This is a genomic window from Runella sp. R5_40, assembly GCF_057652295.1.
Genome location: NZ_JBYFCH010000011.1, coordinates 75,945 through 96,928 on the forward strand (window position 1 = coordinate 75,945; position 20,984 = coordinate 96,928).

Below are 20,984 nucleotides of genomic sequence, written 5' to 3' on the forward strand. Positions count from 1 at the left end.
TTATACATGCCATGTTACTAAAATCCTTTGCTGTTACTTCCTTAAATGGGAATAGTAAAATTGTAAGAAAAATCGCCAAACAAATAATCATGATTTTGGCGGGAATTAGTTTGGTTTTCACTGCCTATACTCAAAAAATAACAGTCAAAGGAACCGTAACAGAAGCTGAAACAAGCGAGCCGCTTGCATTGGTTTCTGTTACGGTTTCAAGTGCATCAAAAAAATGGCATGAAACCACTAATCAGCACGGTTATTTTCAGTTAACGATTGAAAGAGAAGCGACGCAGGTTTTGTTTTCCCAAGTGGGGTATGAGCCTTATCAAGTCACAATCAGTAAAGATACTTTATTGATTGTCCGTTTAAAGCGATATACTTTACAGGAAGTAGAAGTGAAAACCAGCTACCAACCAGCGTCTAGTCCCAACCTTGTTAGTATTTCTCCTTCAAGACTAAACCAACTCCCTAACATCGGTGGAGAAAAAGACATTATAAAAGCTATTGGTACTTTACCTGGCGTTTCGGCGGGAAGCGAATTGTCGTCGGGCATCAATGTACGGGGTGGAGCAAATGACCAAAACTTATTTTATTTGGATGGAGCACCAATTTATAGCACAGGGCACTTATTTAATTTCTTATCATTGTTTAACGCAGACGCAATTCAGCGGGTTAATTTTTACAAGGGGGAATTTCCAGTTGAATTCGGAGGGAGGTTGTCTTCCGTTACTGATGTGATATTTAGAGAAGGAGATAAAAACCGATGGCAAGGAAAAATAGATGTAGGATTAATCACTGCAAAGTTCTCTCTGGAAGGGCCGATTAAAAAAGATAAAACATCTTTACTATTGACAGGAAGAAGCGCCTATTTGAATCTGTTTAATAAAAATAAAAAGCAAGAAATATTAAATCACCAAGAAGGTAATTTTTTAGGGTATAATTTTTATGATATTAATTTTAAAATAAACCATGCTTTTAATCAAAAACATAAGTTGTTCTTTAGCTACTATCGAGGTGTTGATAATTATGAATCGCTGCAAAACTCTTTTAACGGAACTAATTATGATCAAAATATTCGCCGTTTAACCAATCAATTGGCATCAGTTAGGTCGTATCATATTTTAGGGAACCGCTTGTTTCTCCAAACTGGAATACATTTGACTCAATACGCATTTCGATACAATGAAGGCGGCGCCAGCTATAAGGTAACTATTTCACAACCTCAGCCGTGGATACTACCAGAAACAATACGAACAAAAATAAGTGAAAATTTTAAGCATAGTACGGGTCAAGTAAAGGACATTTCGGCCAATGTATTGGCTGATTGGTCGTTGAGTGATAAAAGTAAAATTAAAATTGGAAGTGATCTCATTAGGCATCATTATACACCTATTTCATATCGAAGACAAAGTTTAAATGATGACTCATTACTAATTAAAGAACCTACGTCTTGGGCTTGGGAGGGGGCAACATTTGGAAATTACTCTTTGGCTATTTCTTCCGCCGCGCAGCTAACTATAGGAGGTAGATTCTCCTATTTTCGAACCCAACAATCGAGCTATCATGGGCTGGAACCTCGCTTTTCATTTAATTATAACCTATCCAAGGCTAACGTTCAGCTAAGTGCTACGCGAATGATGCAATACAATCATGCGTTGATGAAAACGGGTGGGTTGACGGATAAGGTTATTTGGGTACCATCAACTTCCCAAATAGGCCCTCAATCGTCTTGGCAATATACGGCAAGTTGGTCTCAGTCAGCTAGTATTTTGAAATATAGCATTGGGGCTTACTTCAAACAAATGCAAAACTTGAGTATGTACAACGACTATTACGGAAACGAGTATTTATACTATCAGTGGGAGAAAAATACATTGTCGAACGGGAAAGGGAAATCGTATGGATTAGAGTTGGCTCTTGAGAAAAACTATCGAAGATGGACTGCAAGTTTAAATTATACGTTATCATGGAATAAGAGAAGGTTTGAGAATTGGAACAATGGAGATTGGTTTAATCATCTGTACGACCGACGTCATATTTTAAACATTAATGGGGTTTTTAAAATAAATAAAACAACTCAACTCTCTTTTTTATGGATGTATTACACGGGGCAGCGTTATGATTTGCCAGTTGGCCGAGTTTTGGGAAATCCATTAGTGCCAGAATATGTGGTATATGATAAAATAAACGATGGGAAATTCCCTGATTACCATCGTTTGGATATTTCATTTACTAAACAATATTTATTGAAAAGAGAACGTTATATAGAAGTTAATGCAACTGTTTTTAATGCCTACAATCGGTCTAATGCTTATCGAATGTATCCTTCTGAAGAAGTGATTAGAAATGCCCAGAATCAACCCATTGACCGAAAAAAAGTTATTAAATCAGTAGCTATATTCCCTATTCTTCCATCAATCAATATTGCTTACAAATTCAAATGAGACGATTGCTTTTTTTTATTTTTAGCATTGGTTGGTTGGCTTCATGTGAGGTTGTTTCAACAAGGACAGTTACTTTACCTACTGTCCCTGAACGACTGGTGGTAAATGGTGTTGTTTCAAATTTAGGAATGGGGGTTTTTGTTTCAAAAACGGCACCTGTGCTTGAACCCTCACAGACTTCTTCTCTTTTAGAGGTAACGGCAAGCCTTTACAAAAACGGTGAAAAAATAGAGGAGTTATCGAAAGAGGATGGTTTATACACTTCTAAAATAAAAAGGGAGTATAGCAGCAATTATACACTTGAAATATTGCACAATAGTCTGGGGATTGCATCTGCTTTGCTTGAACCTTTGCCAGTTTTTGTGCCCATTACTAGCGCAAATTTATCCTATAATAAAGATAAATCTGAAGCAACTATTTTGATGCACTTCAAAGATATTGATGGTGAAGATTACTATGCTTACAAAATTGTGGCAGAAGCTAATGGTATTCCTTTTATAAGCGACCACATTTATCGGATACCTTTTAGAAATATATTAACTGATACTGATTTTGAATCCAAAGAAAAAGAAATTGAACTTCGACAGTTCTTATTCAAAGAAGGCCTTAATAGTCAACGTATAAAAGCAGATAAAATAAGAGTTTATCTTTACCACTTGACAAAAGATACGTATAATTATTATTACTCATTGAACGAGTACGATTCCTTTAATGAAGATGCTTTTGCTGACATTTCTCCTATTAAAAATAATATATCAAACGGCTATGGATTTGTAGGAGCTTGTGCAATAGATACGCTTACAATTACTCTTAAATAATAAAGTCATGAAAAAAACACTTAATGTTACACTTGCCTTTTTACTTGTTTTTGCCGTTAAAAGTCACGGGCAGATTGGGACTCATCCTGCTTTTGGTGTGAAAGTAGGAGGGAATAGAATGTTTACTGATGTAAAGAATAAGCCTAGTAATTTTCGGCTCGTTGGCATACAACCGTCAGAGGGATTTCAAGTGGGAACATGGGCCACCTTTCCTATCAATAAGTGGTTATTTATAGAGACAGACCTCGATTTTCAACAGAGACAAAATCAGTACGGAGACCCCACTGATAAAACGAAGGTTGTTGCCGTAAATACATTCAATTACCTGGGATTGTCGGGTCGGGTAGGAGGTACTTATAAAAATATCTACATGACCGTGGGGCCTAGGGCAGCTGTGTTGTTGAGCAAAAAGGTAATAGGTGGGGATGGAACGCAGGCATCAGAGTGGGGAGCAGATGTTCGTCTAGGGTATCAGTACAAACGTTTTCGACTCGAAGCATTTTATCAACAAGGTTTTTCTCCTTATCATCAGATATCTTTTTCAGACCCAGTTGACGGGAAGCATCTTTTTATGGGTAAAACGGCGGGGATAACCCTTGGTTTTAAATTGTTTGGAAAAAGTAAGTGAGTTATGGCAGCACGGGCGTTTCCGCCCGCGCTGTAGGTAAAGTTATTTTCCCCTAGCTTCCAACCACTGCTGAGCGCTATTAGGATCGATAAACAGGGTGGCGTTTGAGTGGGTACGCAAAATCGTTGATGGATATACTTCGCTGATGTCGTCGAGGAGGGTGTGGTAAATGGCTTCGGCTTTGTGGGCCGCAGGAACCATGCAAAACACCGTGGGCGCTTTCACCAACGCAGGAATCGTAAGCGTAAGGGCATACTCGGGAACAAGCTCCAACGACGCAAAACAGCCGTCGTGTACTTGCTGCTGACGGCTCGTAAGGTCTAAGTCCACCCTTTTGACTAGCACAGGGTCGTTGAAAAACGCAATGTGCGGGTCGTTGAATGCAATATGGCAGTTTTCGCCGATGCCCATGCAAACGATGTCGGTAGGGTATTGGGTCAACAAAGCCGAGTAACGTTGACATTCTGCTTCGGCGTCTGCTACGTTTCCATGGATGTAAAACACTTCTCTCAACGGTACTTTGGCAAAAAATCGGTCTTTGAGAAAGTTGCCAAACCGCTGCGGCGCGTCGTCCGACAAGCCAATGTATTCGTCCATGTGAAAGGCATTCACCCGTTGCCATTCAATACCAGGCTGAATAGCGAGGGCATCCAAAAACTCGTTTTGCGACGGAGCAGCGGCAAAAATAATATTGACGGTTTCTTGGCTTTGGAGCAATGATTTAATGTTTGTAGCAGCCATTTCGGCGGCATATTGCCCTAATTCTTGGCGGTTTTGGGCTAATTTGACGTGGAGTTTGTCAACGGTTGTTTCTTGCAAAAGAGGCATTTTTTGAACGTAAGGTTGATACATTTAAACGAATTGTCATGCCATAGGCATCTGATTATACACTACTTTCCCCGCCACCATCGTCATCCCGACGTTGATATTTTCATCAAAAATAACAACATCAGCGTCTTTGCCTTTGGCGAGCGAGCCTTTGCGGTCGCTAACGCCCATGATGCGGGCGGGGGTAGTACTTGCCATGCGAACGGCATCCAACAACGGCACATTGGCCATCGTAATCATGTTGCGCACCAGTCGGTCGAAGGTGGCGACGCTGCCCGCAAACGAGGTACGGTCGGGGAGTTTGGCCACGCCGTCTTCGATGATAACGGGCAAGCCATTTTTCAACGAGCCTAACACGCTTTCCCCCTCGGGCATCCCTGCGCCGCGCATGGCGTCGGTGATGAGGGCAGTGCGGTCGGGCCCTTTGAATTTATAGACAAATTGGAGCAAAGGAGCGGGCAAATGAATGCCATCACCGATGATTTCTACATCTAAGTCAAGTAAGTACGAGCTTTCAATCACCCCCGCGTAGCGAAAGGCGTTTTTGCGCGTCACGCCCGACATCGCTGAATACAAATGAGTGACGAGCGAATAGCCGTTTTCGTAGGCTGTCAACACATCGTCGTAATAAGCATCGGTATGGGCAATAGCCGCCAAAATCCCTTTTTGACGTAGCCGTTGCCCAAACGGAATCGCTCCTTCTAATTCAGGGGCGGCGCTCCAGCGGACGATGGACGACGAATAGTTCAGAATTTCTTCGTATTCGGCAGGGTCGGGATTGCGGATGTAACGCGGGTCTTGCGCTCCCCGCTGACTTAGGGCAAAATAGGGACCTTCGAGGTGAATCCCTAAAAAGGCCGCGCCGTTGGTATTGCGTCGATGGGCTTTTTCATACACATCGAGCGTATGAAGCAAATCTTCTTTTTCGGCCGTCAATGTGGTTGGTACCAAGGCAGTTGTACCGAAACGCGCGTGCAGCTCGGCAACGGTCAGGAAAGCTTCTTCGGTACCGTCCATAAAATCGGCGCCACCACCGCCGTGGACGTGGATGTCGATAAATCCAGGAGAAATGTATCGCCCTTGGGCGTCGATTTCTTCGGCTTCGGGTACGTCTATATTGCCTTCATGGACACCGAGGACTTGACCATTTTCCACCACCACCGTTCCATTTTTAATGGCGCGAAAGGGCGTGAGAACAGTCCCGTTACTGATTTTTATTTTCATAAAATGCAGGTCTTTTTGGCTAAAAAATTAGCCCTTCTCCTGAGAGGAGTTGGGGTAAGGATAAACCCCACGAGAAGGGGTTTAAGAGCAAAGTTTAGCCCTTCTCCTGAAAGGAGAGGGGTTGGGGTGAGGTTCCCCAACGTTTCACTTTATGGCCGTAGGCCGCATAATACACCAAGTACAAATAACAAGGCAACAACACCCAATACGCAGTGCGCACGTCGTACAAATCGGCGAAATAGCCGTAGAAAAGCGGCATAATGGCGTTGCCACACAAGCCCATGATGAGAATCGACGCGCCGAGTTTGGTATAACGTCCAAGGCCGTCCAACGCCAAGGGCCAAATTCCCGCCCATACGAGCGAGTTGGCCAAGCCAAGTAATACCACAAACCAAATCGAAAGGTCGGCGGTATGGCCTAGAAATTGAACGGTGCCTTTGGCAAAAATAATGAGCAACGTAAACACCGTTCCCAACACCGTACAAAAGCGCAGGGCATTGACCTGACTGACAAATCTGGGGATGGTGATAATCCCGATGATGTACCCACAAATGGTACAAGCCAAGGTGTAGGACGGAAATGTTTTGGCCTTGAGCAAATCAATTCCCATGGAGTTGGCATACCCAATGACGGTATCAATGGCAATCACCTGCGTACCTACGTGAAGGAAAATGGCCACAGCCCCCAAAATAAGGTGCGGAAACTGGAAAATGCTGGTTTTGCCCGCGTTGGCACTGGCGACCTCGGGGCTTTCGTGTTCGGTATTGATTTCGGGTAAAGGCGAGCGATACACCAAGTACCCCAACACAAATAAAAATATTCCTAAAACAGTATAAGGCTGAATCACCCGACGGACGAGTTCGTCCAAAGCAGCGCTTTTTTCGGTGGGATTCATCGTGTCAAGTTGCGCAAATAAATCGGTGTCGGTGGGGCGTAAAATCACGGCAGCAAATACCAACGGTGACAAAATTCCCGCGGCTTTGTTGCAAATGCCCATGATACTAATTCGTTGAGCACCACGTTCTTTTGGGCCTAAAATAGTGATGTAGGGGTTGGCGGCGGTTTGTAAAATGGCTAACCCAATGCCAATCGTAAACAGTCCCATCAAAAAAATGCCATAAGTGCGCGTCATAGCAGCAGGAACGAAAATAAACGCACCCAACGCCATCGCCCAAAAGCCAAACATCATGCCCTTTTTGAACCCTTGGGTTTTGAGCAGATACGAGGCAGGTACCGACATGATAAAGTAGGCAATGTAAAACGCAAACGCCACCAAATAGGCTTGAAAGCTAGTGAGTTCGCAGGCAATTTTGAAGTAAGGAATCAGAATGGAGTTGACCCACGAAATGAAGCCGAAGATAAAAAACATCAGCCCAATCAAGAAAATAGAAACGGTGGTTTCGCGCGGGCTTAGGCTGCTTACTTCAACGGCAGCAGTAGAGGATTTCATAGAAAGGATGGTTTTGAACTTCCCGAAAGTGGTAATTTTCGGGAAGTTGGTTAGGTTTAGAAAGAATCGTTACAACGTTGGCTCCCAGCCTTTTTCGTACTCACGTTTCCAGAATTTCTGCGCTTCTTTGTTGTTCTTGATGTGCCCGTTGGTGGGGTCAATGTCCAAAATGCTGTTGGAACGCAAAGCGATGTTCCCCAACTGACACAAAAGCGTACTCTGGTGCCCGCTTATAATATCGGATGCCAACGGCGTCCCTTTTTTGATGGCTTCCACAAAGTTTTGGAAGTGAGTGGCGTCCAATGCTTGCGAAGGATTCATTTTGTTTCGAGGGTCAATCGGCATGTCGTTGGTAACGTCTTTGATGACCTTGTTGTCCAAATCATAAATTTTGTACGCATTGCCGCCGCCGTATTCCAACGTACCTTTTTCTCCGTAAAACGAAACGCCTACGCTGCTGCCTTCGATATTGCGGCTGTTGCAGCTACGGCCTTCCCACGTCATGAATTTATCCTTGCCAAATTCGAGGTTAATAACTTGGGTATCTGGTGTTTCCCAGTCGTCTTGGTAGCGGTAACGCCCACCCGAAGAGGAAACTTTGGTCGGATAACTTACCTGCAATCCCCAACGCATGAGGTCGAGCATATGGGTGCCGTTGTTGAGGGCTTCGCCCGTTCCCCAATTCCAAAACCAGTGCCAGTTGTAGTGGATGATGTTGTCTTTATAGGCTTTGCGTGGCGCGGGGCCTTGCCACAAGTCAAAGTTGAGCCACGACGGTACGGCCGTTGCTTTGCCCGTTCCGATGGTAGGGCGGTTGTTGGTGTACCAGCCTTTGGCAAAATACGGGCGACCAATTACCCCGTCGTGAATTTCTTTGATGGCTTGTTTGACGTTGGGCCACGACCGACGCTGGTTTCCCATCTGAATCACGTTTTTGTACTTGGCGGCGACAGCCATCAACAATTCGCCTTCGTGCGGGTTGTGGCTGCATGGTTTTTCCAAATACACGTGTTTACCTGCTTTTGAAGCCAAAATAGCCGCAGGGGCGTGCCAGTGGTCAGGAGCAGCAACGATGAGGCCGTCCATGTCTTTGTCTTCCAGTGCTTTGCGGAAGTCGGGCGTTTCTTTTGGCTTGCGGTTTTGGATTTTCTCTACCCCCGCCACGCACTTTGCAGCGGCTTTTGAATCCACGTCTGAAATACTGACGACTTCGCAGTTAGGTTGAAGAGCAAAGTTGGTTGCCAAGGCAAATCCACGGCTGTTGACTCCCATGACACCGAGGCGTACCTTGTCGTTAGCGCCCAAAATATTGGCATAACTTTTTGCACTAAAACCAGGGAGAACGCCGCCTACGGTCAAAACGGCCGTTCCTGTTAGGCTTTTTTTGAGAAAATCGCGGCGAGAAGCGCTGTTGGATGAAGTTGAGTTTTGGCTCATGTAAAGGTTTTTGGTTAGAAATAATGTGTTTATTGACACCTGCAAAAATAAAGGTTAGCCTGAGTTTTTGCCTAAACTTTCCAAGTTTCCTTTTCTGCGATTTGTGAACCTTGGAAAGGTTTTTAACCTTTCCAAGGCTGTTTTTCGACGCTTTACGAAACTTGGAAAGTATCTTAGTCTTTCCAAGTTTCTTTTTCGATAGTTTTCAAAACTTGGAAAGGTTTGTTATTTGCTTTGCGGTGCCCAATACGTACAATAACCTGCCGTTTGAACGGGGCCTTTGAACAACATACAGCCACCGCAGGCTTTGCTGTCTTTGGGAGGAAGCCACAAATTGCAATTTCCACACTGAGACTCGGCACGGGGTGAGGCATCGACATACCCCAGTTTTTTCCGAGTTTTTAGGTCATTCTCACTAACCATTGAAAAATCTTTGCAAGGGTCGGTCGTTTCAGAATGAGAAGCCGATTTTGGTTGACAGCTACTCACCAAAAATGCGGTGGCGGGTACTATCGGTAACGCGGTGGCGATAAATTCTCTTCTTTTCATGCGGGTTAATGATAAAATAAACCTGTTATTTCTTCCCCAACAAAAGGGCTAATCGCTGAGCTTCTCCCGAGCGATTGCGGGTACGCACCACGTGAGCAAAGTCGTTGAAGAAACTTTCTTTGTCGGGTGTCATTCGATCAAAAAAACCTTCCTTTTGCAATACTTCAATGAGTGCAAAAGAGGCTCCTGTCTCCGAACTTAAAATTCCCATGCGGTACCATTTGTCCTGAACGTGTTTTGAGAGGGCACGGGCCAATGCGGTTGAAGCAGCAGGGGTTTTGTACTGTCCAAGACTCAAACAAGCTTGAAACGATACTTTGGGCGACAGGTCAGTGGTTTTTTCGATAAGTTCAGGTACTAACTCAGGCCACTTTTCGGCTTCGATGAGGCCATAGGCGCGGAGGTCGGGTTGAGCATCGGCGAGGGCTTTTTTGATCAAGCTGGGCGTCAGGGTATTAAGTCCTTCCAAGACAAAAAATGCGTGCAAACGAGCGCGGGCGTCGTGGTGTGTTAAGAAAAGGTCAGTAACGGCGGGAAGTATCGATTTATCTTTCTTTTCGAGCAAAAGTCGCTGGGCATTGAGCCGCCACCATTGCTGCGGATGAGCTAAAAGCGCAACCAATTCGGCCGATGATTTTGAACGTAATTTAGGCGCTTCGTGCGTTAGTTTGGCTTCTTTTGGGGCAATCTGGTAAATGCGCCCGAGTTTGTTACCGTTGAAAAAATCCATTTCTTCTTTTAAATCTTCAGGAATGGCCGTGGGAGTTTCGATGTGCTGTCGGTACATGTCGATGACGTACAGCACGCCGTTGGGGCCCACGCTCAGTTGCGCAGGTCGAAACCACGGGTCGGAAGAGGTCAAAAACTCGGTGGTCTTTTCTTTTTCCCCGCGTTTGGCAACAAACGTTGGGCTGTTGGGTAACGGATGTACAACGTCACGGTGAATCAAATTTCCTGCTACTTCGCCCGTAAACACCGAACCACGGTAGTCGGCGGGAAGTAAATTTCCGCCGTAAAATGTTCCTCCCGAAGCCCCCGTAAAATGGTCTTCGGCGTATTCGTGGCGGTCGAGTTTGGCTTCGGCAAACTGCTCATTGCGGCGCTTGGTACGTTCTTGACGCCAGTAGGGAGCGGGCGTTTCTTGAAACATTTCAGGGTCGTGGTCGGAGATATTCAAAGCCACATCGTACGACGGCAAAAATGGATGACGGAACAAATAACGTCCTGCAATGGGGGCATGCTGAATGTGCAGGGAGTTTTCGGTAAAAAAGCGATTGCCCCAGTCATCGACTGACATCCCAAATTGCCCCGTACTCGACTCAATTTCAAACTGCCCTCGGTCGAGACGAAAACGAAAATCGCCGCCTTTGACCGAAATGGGTGGTAGTTTGGGGTTTCGCATAAATTTTACTAGCCCATCTTGCCCACAGTTGGAGGCATAAATCCAGTTATCGACGTTGTAGTGCAAGTTGGTGATTTGCGCTTCCGAATTGTTGGCAAAAAAGCCCGTAAAAAGTACCTCACGAATATCGGCGCGGTAGTCGCCTGTGGTATCTTTTAAAAACAAAATATCGGGAGCGGCCGCGACCAGTAGTCCTCCTTCCCACGGCAAAATGCTAGTAGCTTCCGAAAGGTTGTCGGCAAAAACAATGGCCGAATCAATGCGCCCGTCTTGGTTGGTATCGCGCAGGAGCCGAATTGCTCCTCCCAACGTACCATCTTCGGGTTTGGAAGGGTAGTCGGGCATCTCAACGACAAACGCATTTCCCTCCTCGTCAAACACCATTTCAACGGGGTCGAGTACGTGCGGTTCGGTGGCAAATACTTCGATTTGGAGGCGGTCGTCGCTCAAGGTAAAGCTTTTGAGGGCTTCGTCGGGGGTGAGGGGGTCGGTATAATGCGCACACGACCAACTGAGTCCTACAAGTGCGAAGAAGAGGAGGTTTTTCGAGGCATTCATTGGGGTATTACAAACTGATTTTTACTAAATCTTGAATCTCGTGTCCTTGGTGGTCAAAGCGTGCCAAGGTATAAACCGACTTATCGGCGCCAATGGCAACGGAATTAACGTAAGTAGGGCGGCTGCCGTCGGCGTAGAAAATCGGGCCGTGGTCGTGGTAAGTGTGGGTCGGTAAGTGGTACGTAACCAAATGCAGGTTTTCGAGTCCTTTGGCGGCTCCTTTGGCAATTTGGTCGGCTCCTTTGACGCGTTTTCCGTCGATGTAAATAGGGCCACCTGTGAGGTAATAAATGGTTTCGTGGTCGGGGCCTAATTGGAAGCCCAAATACCCGTAGCTAAATTGGTCGAACATGCCACTTTTGCGCGAAGGCTCCGACGTGAGGCGCTCAACAAGTTCTATTTTTTGAGCTTTGGGGTCAAAACGGAACAAGTACCCCGAATTTCCGTGGATTCCGTAGGCAACTTGTTCAGGAGCATACCAGAAAATTTTCCGCCAATTGTACCCCATGCTGCCTGGATGTTTAGGGTCGTATTTGCCAAAATAGTCGATACGTAAGTCAATATTTTCTAGCTTGGTTAGCCCTTCATCATCAGGTTGGTAAGTGAAAATATCTCCTTCGGCGGTGGAAAAATAAACGTTACCATCGCGTGGGTCAACGAGCATCGAACGGCACAAAACACGGTAGTCGTGTCCAGGAATTCCTGCTTCGCCGTTGGCTGAAACTAACGCTACTTTTTTAAGGGTTTTGGTGGAAAGGTCGAGGTCAATAAAATATCCCAACGGCCACGTAATGCCGTACAAATGCCCCCGTTCACGGTCGATAGTCATGGTTAAAATCCCTTCGCCTTCGGGGGCAAGAGCGAGGTCTTCAAATGCGCCCGTAGCCAAATCGTAGGAAAGAAAATGTCCACCTGGGTAGAGGTTTTTTCTATTGGGTGCTTGGGTAGGAAGGCGCTCCATGCCCTCAATCATCTCATAGACGCCAATGTGGGTAGCAAAATAAAGTTTGCCGTTGTTTTCGTAAAAACGAACGTGGCTTTTTCCCTGCGGAATGGCGTTAGCTTCTTTTTCGCCGCAAACGTCGGTGAGGTCGGCTACCCATTCGGTTTGGTCAGTAGCGGGGTCGTAAGCGTACATTTGTCCGCCGATGTCGTACGATTCTGAACAAAGAACGTAATAAACTTTGCCGTTGCTCGCCACTGAAATGGCGTTGTAGGTATCGTGAGCCAACTCAAAACCCGAAAAGTAGGCTTTGGCAGTAAGTGAATTCATGTGGTTGTGGTTTTTTGGAAAAAATAATTGTTGGTGTGTGCGCCTAGTGAGCGAGGGTACTCATACCCTCGCATTGTAGCTGGGTAGCCACTACGTGGCAAGTGGATCTGTGTGCGTGAGGGTACTCATACCCTCACGTTACGGTTGCTTACAACCGTGTGTTAGATACCCTATTTCGGCACGAGCTTAATTTGCTTTGCTAGTTTGTCAATTTCGGCATAAATCAAGGAAGGCACCGATGCGTCCCAAACGCTCGGCAAGCCATACACCATTTGCGACGATTGACCTTCGTAGCCCCCTTCTTTCAGTATTGTGGCGGAAGGGATATAACCCATGACGTCGTTGGAATAAGCCGCCACAAAAATGTCCGTTCCGTAGCGCTTTTTGCACTCAATGGCGTATTCAATGACCAATTCCCCCCCAAAACTGAACAAAGCCTGCTCGCCTAATTTCCAAAGTTGGATGGGGTAAGGGTAAGACGACACAAACGGCTTTCCTTGCTTCATTTCACTGAGCAGGCGAGTAGCCCAACGCTGCATGTAGGGGGCTTCAGTTTGCTGAACTTTCAACAGCTGTGCCTCCGTAGGTGGTGCCGAAAGCGGTAACGTGACCTCGGCGTAGGCCGATTGAAACTGCGCCGACAGCGGTTTCATGGGTTCTTCCAACACCCGTTCCACGGCGGCGGCGAGTTCTTTGCCGTATTGCTTGGCCAACGAAACCGTGCGGCGAGGCAAAGGGTTTTGGTCGCCTGCGGCACCTTGAAAAAACAAAGCAGTGGCTTCGGGGTGCATTTTTTCTAACTCGATTTGGGCAAAACCAGGGTAATCACCCGAAAGGGCGTAAAGATCAAGCACGGTAGGGTGGCAAGCGTAGCCGAAAACAATGGCTTTGAGCTTTCCCTTGGGCGTCACGGCTTTGATGACAGGAACGGCGTAGTCGTTGGGGCCTTTTAATTCGGTTTGTTCGAGCAAAGCCCCTTCTTTGTTGTTGCGTCGGTTGACCTGAAAGCGGGTTACGCCGTTTTGGGAAAACAACTCAACGGGTTCCAAGTTTTTCAACGCATTGCCAATTAACTCCACCACTTGCCCCTCCAACCAACGCGAATACTGGTCGATTTTGGCCTCTTCGGCGGCATTGAGGGGATAAATATCGTGCAGGGCATCGTACAGCACAGGGCCAGAATGCGTGTGCGAACTGTTCAAGAGCACATTCGCTTTACTCAACCCAAAACGTGCTTGTAGCTGGCTTCGGATGCGGTCTGACATGGCTTTGGGAAACCCCAGCATATCGGTAGTAACCAGCACCGAGCGTTGGCCATTTTCGTCTTCCAGTGCCACGGCTTTGGCCCACAAATCGTGCAGTTTTCCTTCCGAAGCGTGGGTGCGCGACGCATATCCTGCTTGCCAAATCGCTTCTTTAGGTGTAATAACGACTTTGGAAACGCCTGCTTTCCAGCCTTTTGCAAAGGTGGTTGAAATGATGAATAATCCCACCAGCCAAAGATGCTTTCTCATTTCATTGTCAGGAGTTTATCGGCGTGGGTAAAGATTTTTTCGATGGCATTGGCGATGTCGTCCATGTCGGCGCGTGTACCAAGGAGCATATTTTGGGTAAACCAAACGGCTTCTTCGTTGCAAAGGCGGTCGTTGTTGGGGCAATGGTTCCGCTCCACGTAGCTTTTAAAATCCAGCATGGCCTTGGGGTACATTTTCTGGAAATTTTTCGATTGGAACGCATCGTCGAGGTAAGGCATGTTGTTGAGGGTCGCGTAGCCTTTCGAACATGGGATTCCCTCGGCCGTCAGCGCTTTTAAGAACGTGTCGCGTGAAAGTCCTTTAAAGGCCGATTTTTGATAACGGAATGGAAATAAATGGAAGGCTGCTTTGGTGACATTGCCGTACAGCTTGTACGGAATAATACCTGGGATTTGTTCGATTTTGGCTTTTAGGTAAGCCGCATTTTCGTTGCGGAGGTTAGTTTCTCCTTCCAACCGTTTGAGTTGTGCCAACCCAATGGCGGCTTGGTATTCAGTAATGCGTTGTTTGTTGCCCTGCATGATGGTACCCGCGCCAATCACTCCCGAAGCCATCCCGTAGGGGTTACCGTAGTTGTGGTACGAAAAGCAACGATCCATAAATAAGTCGTTGTTGCTTACAATCGCTCCAGCTTCGCCGATGGCTAAGTTTTTGGAATTTTGGAAGCTAAAACAGCCTGCATCGCCAAAAGTTCCTACTTTTTGGTGGTTGATTTCGGCCAAATGCGCCTGACAAGCATCTTCAATCACGGCCAATTTGTGTTTTTTGGCAATGGCCAAAATCTGCGGCATATTGGCTGGCAAGCCTAAAATATGCACAGGGATAATGGCTTTGGTGCGAGGCGTGATTTTGGCTTCAATTTTGGCAGGGTCAATCTGAAACGTCTCGGGGTCAACATCGACAAATACGGGCATAGCGCCGTTGGCAATGACGGGCGCGACCGTTCCGATAAAGGTATAAGGAGGTACCAGTACTTCATCGCCCCCGCGAATGTTGAGCTGTGCCAATGCTGTGATGAGTGCGTTGGTGCCATTGACCACGGCCAACGAACGCTTCGCTCCGACGGCTTGTGCCCATTTTGCTTCAAAGTCGGTGACGACATTGGCCCGTGACCAAACGCCGCTGCGGATAACTTCGAGCAGTTGTTTTTCATCCGTTTCGGGTTTCCAAATGGGCCACGTAGGCCACTGTTGCGTCCGTACGGGTTTGCCTCCCAACAACGCTGGAGGCTCTGCCAACGAAAACGTGACTGATTTTGCGTTAGCTTCTGCGGGTGAGGTCGTTAGCAGGGTGGGAGCCAAGGCAGCGCCGAGTCCCGTAAGCGAATTTCGTTTGAGAAACTCTCGTCGTGAAAAGGGTTGGGAAGGCATATAAATACAGGTTTTTAGTCAAAAATAAGGAGGTTACTACCAACAAACGGGGTTTTGAGAAACCCGATGGGTGGTTTTGAGAAACCACCCACACCGTCTAGCTTTTTCTTGCTTTTTTTAACACGCTTTCAAGCGTTACGGGGACTCCGCCTTGGCGTTTACTTTCGTCGGCGGCTTCCATAAAGGCAAAAATTTCAATCGTTTCTTCGGGGGTAACGGGGACTTGGCCTGTTTCAAAATAAGCCACAATGTCCTTTAACAGAGGCTCGTAACCGCCATAAGGGCCGAGAACGATGTTGCCGTTTTGGGTATAAACCGTGCCGCCGTAGTCGTGTTTGCCCGTGCGTGTTCCGCGGAAGGTACCCACGCGCCCGTCGGCCCAAGTACCTACCACAATGTCGGTACCTTCGTTGTTGATTCTAATCACTTGTTTGCAGCCCGTACCCATGACAGTGTAGAGCGTTTCGACGCCGTGAATGCCGTACCAGAATAAATCGGGGTGCGTTTTTTCCAACACCGCAGGGCTAAAGGTATCAGCGCCTACGACTTTGGTTTTATCCACTTTTTCTACGCCTTTTATGTGCCGCAACGAAGACGCGGAGAAAAGTGGCATTTGGTATTTTTTGGCGGTTTCAAAGATGGTGAGGACGTCGGAAAGCGAGGCGGCAATCGGTTTGTCGATAAACACGCGTTTTCCTGCTTTAAGAACAGGGATAAGTTGTTCGAGGTGACGGCGGCCGTCGTTGGTTTCGAGCAACACCACATCGACTTTTTCTAACAATGCTTCAATCGAATCGACGATTTCGACATTCAATTTTTTGACTTCTTCGGTATAACTAGGAATGCGTTTGGTGCTACTTTCAATGTCTTTGCTGCCGTGTGGATAGGCCGCAACTATTTTGTAGCCTTGGTAGTCGGCGCTAGCATCGGACGCATTGAGAACTTTGGTAAAGGCGGTACTGTGCGAGGTATCAAGGCCAATGATACCTACTCGCTTGCCTGCGGCTACCGTTGCGGACGCAGAGGCAAAAGAGGAAGGGGCAAGAGCCGACAACGATAAACTTCCGACAGTAGCGCTTTTAACAAAATTTCTTCTAGTAAATGTGGTTTTTTTCATGATGAAAACAGATGATTGGGTATAGACAATATATTATCTATATTTAGGAAGACATATTTGTACTACTATTACGGTGTCATTGGATAAATATTTTTTAACTTTACAAAGATACTTAAAATTTGTTTACATTTTTGCATAAAATTTGACTACAAAAAATGAAAGTAGATTCCCTCGCTAATAAAGTATATAATGAGCTTCGCAAAAAAATTCTGTCGAACCAACTGGTGTCGGGTACTCGACTAAAGGAAGACATCTGGGCCAAGCGTTTAGATGTGAACCGCATGGCGGTGCGTGAGGCGTTGACGCGGTTATTGGGGGAGCAGTTGATTGAAACGGGCGAAAAAGGGGGGTACTTTGTGAAGTCGATGAGTGTGGAAGATGTACGTCAGATACGCGAATTGCGCGAAATATTAGAGCTAGGAGCAATTCGGTTGGCCATTCAAAAGATTGATGACGAGGGGATTCGTAAGTTGGAGGAGATTTGTAATGATTTTTCATCGATGGTAGAGCGTGGGTATTTTGGCGGGGCTTGCGAGGCGGATGTGAAATTTCACGAAACCCTGATTGATTTTGCCCAAAATGACAAATTAAAAGACATTTACGAAATCAGTAACATTCCACTCTTCCACCAAAAGCTGGGTAAATCCCAAACCCACATGGATGACTACGAGCTCACCGACCAAGAACATCGGCAGCTATTGAAAGCATTGAAAGAGAAAGATGTAAAGTTGGCGGAGGAGACGCTGTCGAAGCACTTGCTTCGTGGAGAAGTAGAGGCGCTGGAGCTAGATTAAGCCTTTATCTATATTATATAACAGTATTCTGACCACCCCAAGGGTAAGCTACGCTCGTAGTAAACCCTTGGGGTTTTGATTTTGAGGGGGATAGGGAAAGAAAGGGTTTCGTAAAAAAAAATTAACATAACTTTTTTTGTTTACAAAAATAAGTTTTCTTTGTAAACAAATTCGGCAAAGATATGTAGGCAAAAGTCGCGTAATGCCTAACTAGATTTGGAGAATTGAGAATGTTACCAATAACCCTTATTAAAACACCATTAAATGCAAAGCCCTATTTACTATTAACTCTTTTCTTTAAAAAAACATCACACACATGAATGACTTCTTCCTACTCCGAAAAAAAGGGGTAAGTATGCTATTGCTTTGCCTACTTATGTCCGTTGCGGTGTACGCCCAAACCCAAATCTCGGGTAAAGTGGTGGGGGCTGATGATTCTCAGCCCATTGCAGGCGCTTCGGTGCTTATTAAAGGAAATACGACAAATGGTGCCATCACGGGTGCCGACGGTACATTTAGATTGACGGTTGGCTCGAATGCGGTGTTGGTAATTTCGTACATTGGATACCAAGCGCAGGAGGTGAATGTAGGTTCGCAAACAACTTTTAACATCTCCCTCGTTCCTTCCACCACTACCCTCGGGGAAGTGGTAGTAACGGGCTACTCGGCTGAGCGCAAAAAAGACATTACAGGCTCGGTGTCGGTGGTGGATGTGAAGGCGTTGAAGTCGATTCCGTCGGGTTCGGCGGTGCAAGCCCTTCAAGGTCAGGCGGCTGGGGTCAACGTCATTAGCTCAGGCGCGCCAGGAAGCCCTAGCAATATCTTCGTGCGGGGGATTACTTCGTTTGGAAATACGCAGCCGTTGGTGCTCGTTGACGGCGTTCAGGCAGAACTCAACGACGTAAGTTCGGACGACGTGGAGTCGATTCAGGTCTTGAAAGATGCGGGTGCGGCGGCCATCTATGGGGTACGTGGCTCGAACGGGGTGATTGTTGTGACGACCAAAAAAGGGAAGTCTGGACAACCCGTTATTTCGTACGATGCCTACTACGGAAGCCAACAACCGTTGAAAGGAAACGTGTTTAACTTACTTAATTCAACGGATTTTGCGCGTTTGACCAAAGTTGCCTACCCAACGACGGGTTTATTCCAAAACGGTCTTCCTGACTTTACGTATAGAGGGCCAGGTGCAACGGGCGTGGGTAAAGCAGGCGATGCAGCGGTGGATCCTTCCAAGTATAATTTTGATGCCAACAACCCAGGTCGCAACTACTTGATTCAGTCCGTAAACAAAGAAGGTACCGATTGGTTCCATGAGTTGTTTAAGCCTGCTGCCATGACCAGCCACAACTTAACGGCCAGCGGCGGTACTGATAAGTCGAATTATATGGTGTCTTTGGGGTATTTCAATCAACAAGGAACGATGCTCAAAAGCTACTTGGAGCGTTATTCGGCGCGTATCAACACCCAATTTAAGATTAAAAACAACATTCGGGTGGGTGAAAACGTCTATATGTTCTACAAACGCAACCCAGGATTTGACAACTTGAGCACAGGTAACCCAATCGCTTGGACGTACCGTGCGATGCCGATTATTCCTGTCTATGACATCAGAGGTAACTACGGTGGAACGTTCGCAGGCCCTGAATTGGGAAGTTCGTCCAACCCTGTAGCGGTACAGATGAACACCATCAACAACAAAAGCAACGCTTGGGATGTGATTGGAAACGTGTATGCCGAAGTGGATTTCTTGAAGCACTTTACGGCACGCACCAGCTTTGGGGGAAGCATTGATAACCAGTATGCTACGAACTTTAACTTTACCCCTTATAACAATTCAGAAGGTAACACGAACCCTAACTCGTTTTCGGAAATTGCGTTGTACAACAGCAACACCATGTGGACGAATACGCTGACGTACACGAACTCATTTGGCAAAAGCAATTTGAAGGTAATTGTGGGTTCGGAAGCGATTCGTAACTACGGACGTTACCTCATTGGTTCGGCAAGCCGCTTGTTCTCTACTAATTTCGATTATTTGAGCTTATCGAACGGAACCATCAACATCACCAACGGTAGCAGCGCTTACAACAATACGTTGTTCTCGATTTTTAGCCGTGTTGATTATTCGTTTGATGACAAATACTTGGTGGGCGTAACGGTTCGTCGCGATGGTTCGTCGCGTTTTGGCGCCAATCGCCGCTACGGTATTTTCCCTTCGGTGTCGCTCGGCTGGCGCTTGACGGGTGAGGAGTTCTTGAAAGATGTTGCTTGGCTCAACGAATTGAAATTGAGAGGAAGCTACGGGGTGCTCGGTTCGCAAAACAACGTAAGTCCGCAGAATGCCTATACACTTTTCGGGGGTACGTTTGCTAATGCCTATTACGACATTGGCGGAAACGGTGCGTTGGCACAAGGTTTTGCCCAAACAAGCATTGGAAACCCGAATACAGGATGGGAAGAAAACATCGTGACCAACATCGGTTTGGACGGTACTATCTTGAACAACAAATTGGACGTTTCGGTCGAATACTACAAAAAGTCAATCAATGGCTTATTGTTTAGCCAACCGCTTCCTGCTACAGCTGGGGGAGCTACGGCACCAACGGTGAACATTGGTGACATCCAAAACAAAGGGGTGGATTTGGCTTTGACCTACCGCCAAACGATTAGCCCAAGTTTGAAATTTAGCATTGGTGCCAACATTACGACCTACCAAAACAAAGTCGTAAACACACCAAGCCCAGGGTATTTTGACGGTGCCAACACCCAAAACCTCGGAAACGTTGTGCGTAACCAAATCGGTCAGCCTGTAAGTTCGTTTTTTGGCTACAAAGTGATTGGATTGTTTAAAAACGACGCCGAAGTGACCTCGTCGCCCACGCAATCGGGGGCCGCACCAGGCCGCTTTAAATACGAAGATGTCAACGCAGATGGCAAAATCGACGCCAGCGACCGTACCTTCCTTGGCAGCCCTAACCCTGATTTTACGTACGGCTTAAACTTGGGCGTAACTTACCGCAACTTTGATTTCTCAACCGTTTTGTACGGCTCACAAGGCAACGAAATCTACAATACAGTTCGGTCGTTTACGCACTTCTTTAGTACGTATGTTGGGGCAAAAAGCAATGATTTGTTGAATGCTTGGACGCCTGAAAATCCCAATAGCAGCATTCCAAAAATTGAGTCAACGGGCTCGTTCAGTTCGTCGGGGGTTTCTAACTCGTTTTACGTAGAAAATGGGTCGTTCCTCAAAATGCGTTCGTTGATGGTAGGTTATACTGTGCAACCGTCGTTCCTCAAAAAATATGGTATGAGCAAACTTCGCTTGTACGCCCAGGCCGCGAACTTGTTTACGTTCACCAAATACACGGGTCTTGACCCAGAGTTGAGCGGAAACAGTTCGTCCTTTGGAATTGACTATGCCAACTATCCGAACAACCAGAAGAACTTCATTTTTGGTCTAAACCTTTCTTTTTAAAGTTAAGTAAATAATTTCATTAGTTACCCGCAGAAGCCGCTGACTAATACAAACGCAGATTTGCGCTGAAAAAAGACTTTAT

At 46.3% G+C, this 20,984-nt stretch carries 15 protein-coding genes; 5 read left to right on the forward strand and 10 right to left on the reverse strand.

Annotated features, from left to right (window positions below; translation table 11 throughout):
• Nucleotides 1–11: 11 nt before the first annotated feature.
• From AC23N5_RS18915 to AC23N5_RS18925, 3 genes are read left to right on the forward strand one after another with little or no spacing between them, the layout of a single operon-like run.
• Complete coding sequence (locus tag AC23N5_RS18915; protein WP_487756788.1) at nucleotides 12–2,438, forward strand: TonB-dependent receptor; 2,427 nt, start codon at nucleotides 12–14, stop codon at nucleotides 2,436–2,438.
• Nucleotides 2,435–3,256 carry a DUF4249 domain-containing protein gene (locus AC23N5_RS18920; protein ID WP_487756789.1) on the forward strand — a complete coding sequence of 274 codons (822 nt, stop codon included), beginning with the start codon at nucleotides 2,435–2,437 and terminating at the stop codon, nucleotides 3,254–3,256. The genes AC23N5_RS18915 and AC23N5_RS18920 overlap by 4 nt, the downstream gene beginning before the upstream one ends.
• Before the next feature lie 7 nt (nucleotides 3,257–3,263).
• Nucleotides 3,264–3,884 carry a hypothetical protein gene (locus tag AC23N5_RS18925; protein WP_487756790.1) on the forward strand — a complete coding sequence of 207 codons (621 nt, stop codon included), beginning with the start codon at nucleotides 3,264–3,266 and terminating at the stop codon, nucleotides 3,882–3,884.
• A gap of 42 nt (nucleotides 3,885–3,926) precedes the next feature.
• Here AC23N5_RS18925 and AC23N5_RS18930 read toward each other — a convergent pair whose 3' ends face one another.
• From AC23N5_RS18930 to AC23N5_RS18975, 10 genes are all read right to left on the reverse strand, one after another.
• Nucleotides 3,927–4,712: a glucosamine-6-phosphate deaminase gene (locus tag AC23N5_RS18930; RefSeq protein ID WP_487756791.1), complete on the reverse strand. Its 786-nt coding sequence runs from the start codon at nucleotides 4,710–4,712 to the stop codon at nucleotides 3,927–3,929.
• 36 nt (nucleotides 4,713–4,748) lie between these two features.
• On the reverse strand, nucleotides 4,749–5,936 hold the full coding sequence (nagA, locus tag AC23N5_RS18935; RefSeq protein WP_487756792.1) for an N-acetylglucosamine-6-phosphate deacetylase: 1,188 nt from the start codon (nucleotides 5,934–5,936) through the stop codon (nucleotides 4,749–4,751).
• A gap of 94 nt (nucleotides 5,937–6,030) precedes the next feature.
• Nucleotides 6,031–7,386 carry a sugar MFS transporter gene (locus AC23N5_RS18940; protein WP_487756793.1) on the reverse strand — a complete coding sequence of 452 codons (1,356 nt, stop codon included), beginning with the start codon at nucleotides 7,384–7,386 and terminating at the stop codon, nucleotides 6,031–6,033.
• Between the two features lie 69 nt (nucleotides 7,387–7,455).
• Complete coding sequence (locus tag AC23N5_RS18945; RefSeq protein ID WP_183974628.1) at nucleotides 7,456–8,823, reverse strand: Gfo/Idh/MocA family oxidoreductase; 1,368 nt, start codon at nucleotides 8,821–8,823, stop codon at nucleotides 7,456–7,458.
• Nucleotides 8,824–9,048: 225 nt separating this feature from the next.
• Nucleotides 9,049–9,372, reverse strand: a complete 324-nt coding sequence (locus AC23N5_RS18950) for a high-potential iron-sulfur protein (RefSeq protein ID WP_487756794.1) — start codon at nucleotides 9,370–9,372, stop codon at nucleotides 9,049–9,051.
• 25 nt (nucleotides 9,373–9,397) lie between these two features.
• Nucleotides 9,398–11,332 (reverse strand): PVC-type heme-binding CxxCH protein, encoded by a 1,935-nt coding sequence (locus AC23N5_RS18955; RefSeq protein ID WP_487756795.1) that lies wholly within the window; start codon nucleotides 11,330–11,332, stop codon nucleotides 9,398–9,400.
• Nucleotides 11,333–11,339: 7 nt separating this feature from the next.
• On the reverse strand, nucleotides 11,340–12,605 hold the full coding sequence (locus AC23N5_RS18960; RefSeq protein ID WP_487756796.1) for a hypothetical protein: 1,266 nt from the start codon (nucleotides 12,603–12,605) through the stop codon (nucleotides 11,340–11,342).
• Between the two features lie 170 nt (nucleotides 12,606–12,775).
• Entirely contained in the window at nucleotides 12,776–14,119 is a 1,344-nt protein-coding gene (locus AC23N5_RS18965; RefSeq protein WP_487756797.1) for a neutral/alkaline non-lysosomal ceramidase N-terminal domain-containing protein, read from the reverse strand.
• Nucleotides 14,116–15,510: a DegT/DnrJ/EryC1/StrS family aminotransferase gene (locus tag AC23N5_RS18970; RefSeq protein WP_183974615.1), complete on the reverse strand. Its 1,395-nt coding sequence runs from the start codon at nucleotides 15,508–15,510 to the stop codon at nucleotides 14,116–14,118. Before AC23N5_RS18970 ends, AC23N5_RS18965 begins: the two co-directional genes overlap by 4 nt.
• Nucleotides 15,511–15,607: 97 nt before the next feature.
• Nucleotides 15,608–16,627 (reverse strand): Gfo/Idh/MocA family protein, encoded by a 1,020-nt coding sequence (locus AC23N5_RS18975; RefSeq protein WP_183974613.1) that lies wholly within the window; start codon nucleotides 16,625–16,627, stop codon nucleotides 15,608–15,610.
• A gap of 155 nt (nucleotides 16,628–16,782) precedes the next feature.
• On the opposite strand from AC23N5_RS18975, the gene AC23N5_RS18980 reads away from it, so the two are divergent.
• Together AC23N5_RS18980 and AC23N5_RS18985 are read left to right on the forward strand one after the other, a co-directional pair.
• Nucleotides 16,783–17,421: a GntR family transcriptional regulator gene (locus tag AC23N5_RS18980; RefSeq protein WP_183974611.1), complete on the forward strand. Its 639-nt coding sequence runs from the start codon at nucleotides 16,783–16,785 to the stop codon at nucleotides 17,419–17,421.
• A 316-nt stretch (nucleotides 17,422–17,737) separates the two neighbouring features.
• The gene (locus tag AC23N5_RS18985) at nucleotides 17,738–20,902 is read left to right on the forward strand and encodes a SusC/RagA family TonB-linked outer membrane protein (RefSeq protein ID WP_487756798.1); all 3,165 of its coding nucleotides are present in this window, start codon (nucleotides 17,738–17,740) and stop codon (nucleotides 20,900–20,902) included.
• Nucleotides 20,903–20,984 lie beyond the last annotated feature (82 nt).

What these genes read in the sequence shown, in the direction of transcription:
- AC23N5_RS18915 (WP_487756788.1), top strand. Translation starts at nt 12, where the DNA reads ATGTTACTAAAATCCTTTGCTGTTACTTCCTTAAATGGGAATAGTAAA.
- AC23N5_RS18920 (WP_487756789.1), top strand. Translation starts at nt 2,435, where the DNA reads ATGAGACGATTGCTTTTTTTTATTTTTAGCATTGGTTGGTTGGCTTCA.
- AC23N5_RS18925 (WP_487756790.1), top strand. Translation starts at nt 3,264, where the DNA reads ATGAAAAAAACACTTAATGTTACACTTGCCTTTTTACTTGTTTTTGCC.
- AC23N5_RS18930 (WP_487756791.1), bottom strand. Translation starts at nt 4,712, where the DNA reads ATGCCTCTTTTGCAAGAAACAACCGTTGACAAACTCCACGTCAAATTA.
- nagA (WP_487756792.1), bottom strand. Translation starts at nt 5,936, where the DNA reads ATGAAAATAAAAATCAGTAACGGGACTGTTCTCACGCCCTTTCGCGCC.
- AC23N5_RS18940 (WP_487756793.1), bottom strand. Translation starts at nt 7,386, where the DNA reads ATGAAATCCTCTACTGCTGCCGTTGAAGTAAGCAGCCTAAGCCCGCGC.
- AC23N5_RS18945 (WP_183974628.1), bottom strand. Translation starts at nt 8,823, where the DNA reads ATGAGCCAAAACTCAACTTCATCCAACAGCGCTTCTCGCCGCGATTTT.
- AC23N5_RS18950 (WP_487756794.1), bottom strand. Translation starts at nt 9,372, where the DNA reads ATGAAAAGAAGAGAATTTATCGCCACCGCGTTACCGATAGTACCCGCC.
- AC23N5_RS18955 (WP_487756795.1), bottom strand. Translation starts at nt 11,332, where the DNA reads ATGAATGCCTCGAAAAACCTCCTCTTCTTCGCACTTGTAGGACTCAGT.
- AC23N5_RS18960 (WP_487756796.1), bottom strand. Translation starts at nt 12,605, where the DNA reads ATGAATTCACTTACTGCCAAAGCCTACTTTTCGGGTTTTGAGTTGGCT.
- AC23N5_RS18965 (WP_487756797.1), bottom strand. Translation starts at nt 14,119, where the DNA reads ATGAGAAAGCATCTTTGGCTGGTGGGATTATTCATCATTTCAACCACC.
- AC23N5_RS18970 (WP_183974615.1), bottom strand. Translation starts at nt 15,510, where the DNA reads ATGCCTTCCCAACCCTTTTCACGACGAGAGTTTCTCAAACGAAATTCG.
- AC23N5_RS18975 (WP_183974613.1), bottom strand. Translation starts at nt 16,627, where the DNA reads ATGAAAAAAACCACATTTACTAGAAGAAATTTTGTTAAAAGCGCTACT.
- AC23N5_RS18980 (WP_183974611.1), top strand. Translation starts at nt 16,783, where the DNA reads ATGAAAGTAGATTCCCTCGCTAATAAAGTATATAATGAGCTTCGCAAA.
- AC23N5_RS18985 (WP_487756798.1), top strand. Translation starts at nt 17,738, where the DNA reads ATGAATGACTTCTTCCTACTCCGAAAAAAAGGGGTAAGTATGCTATTG.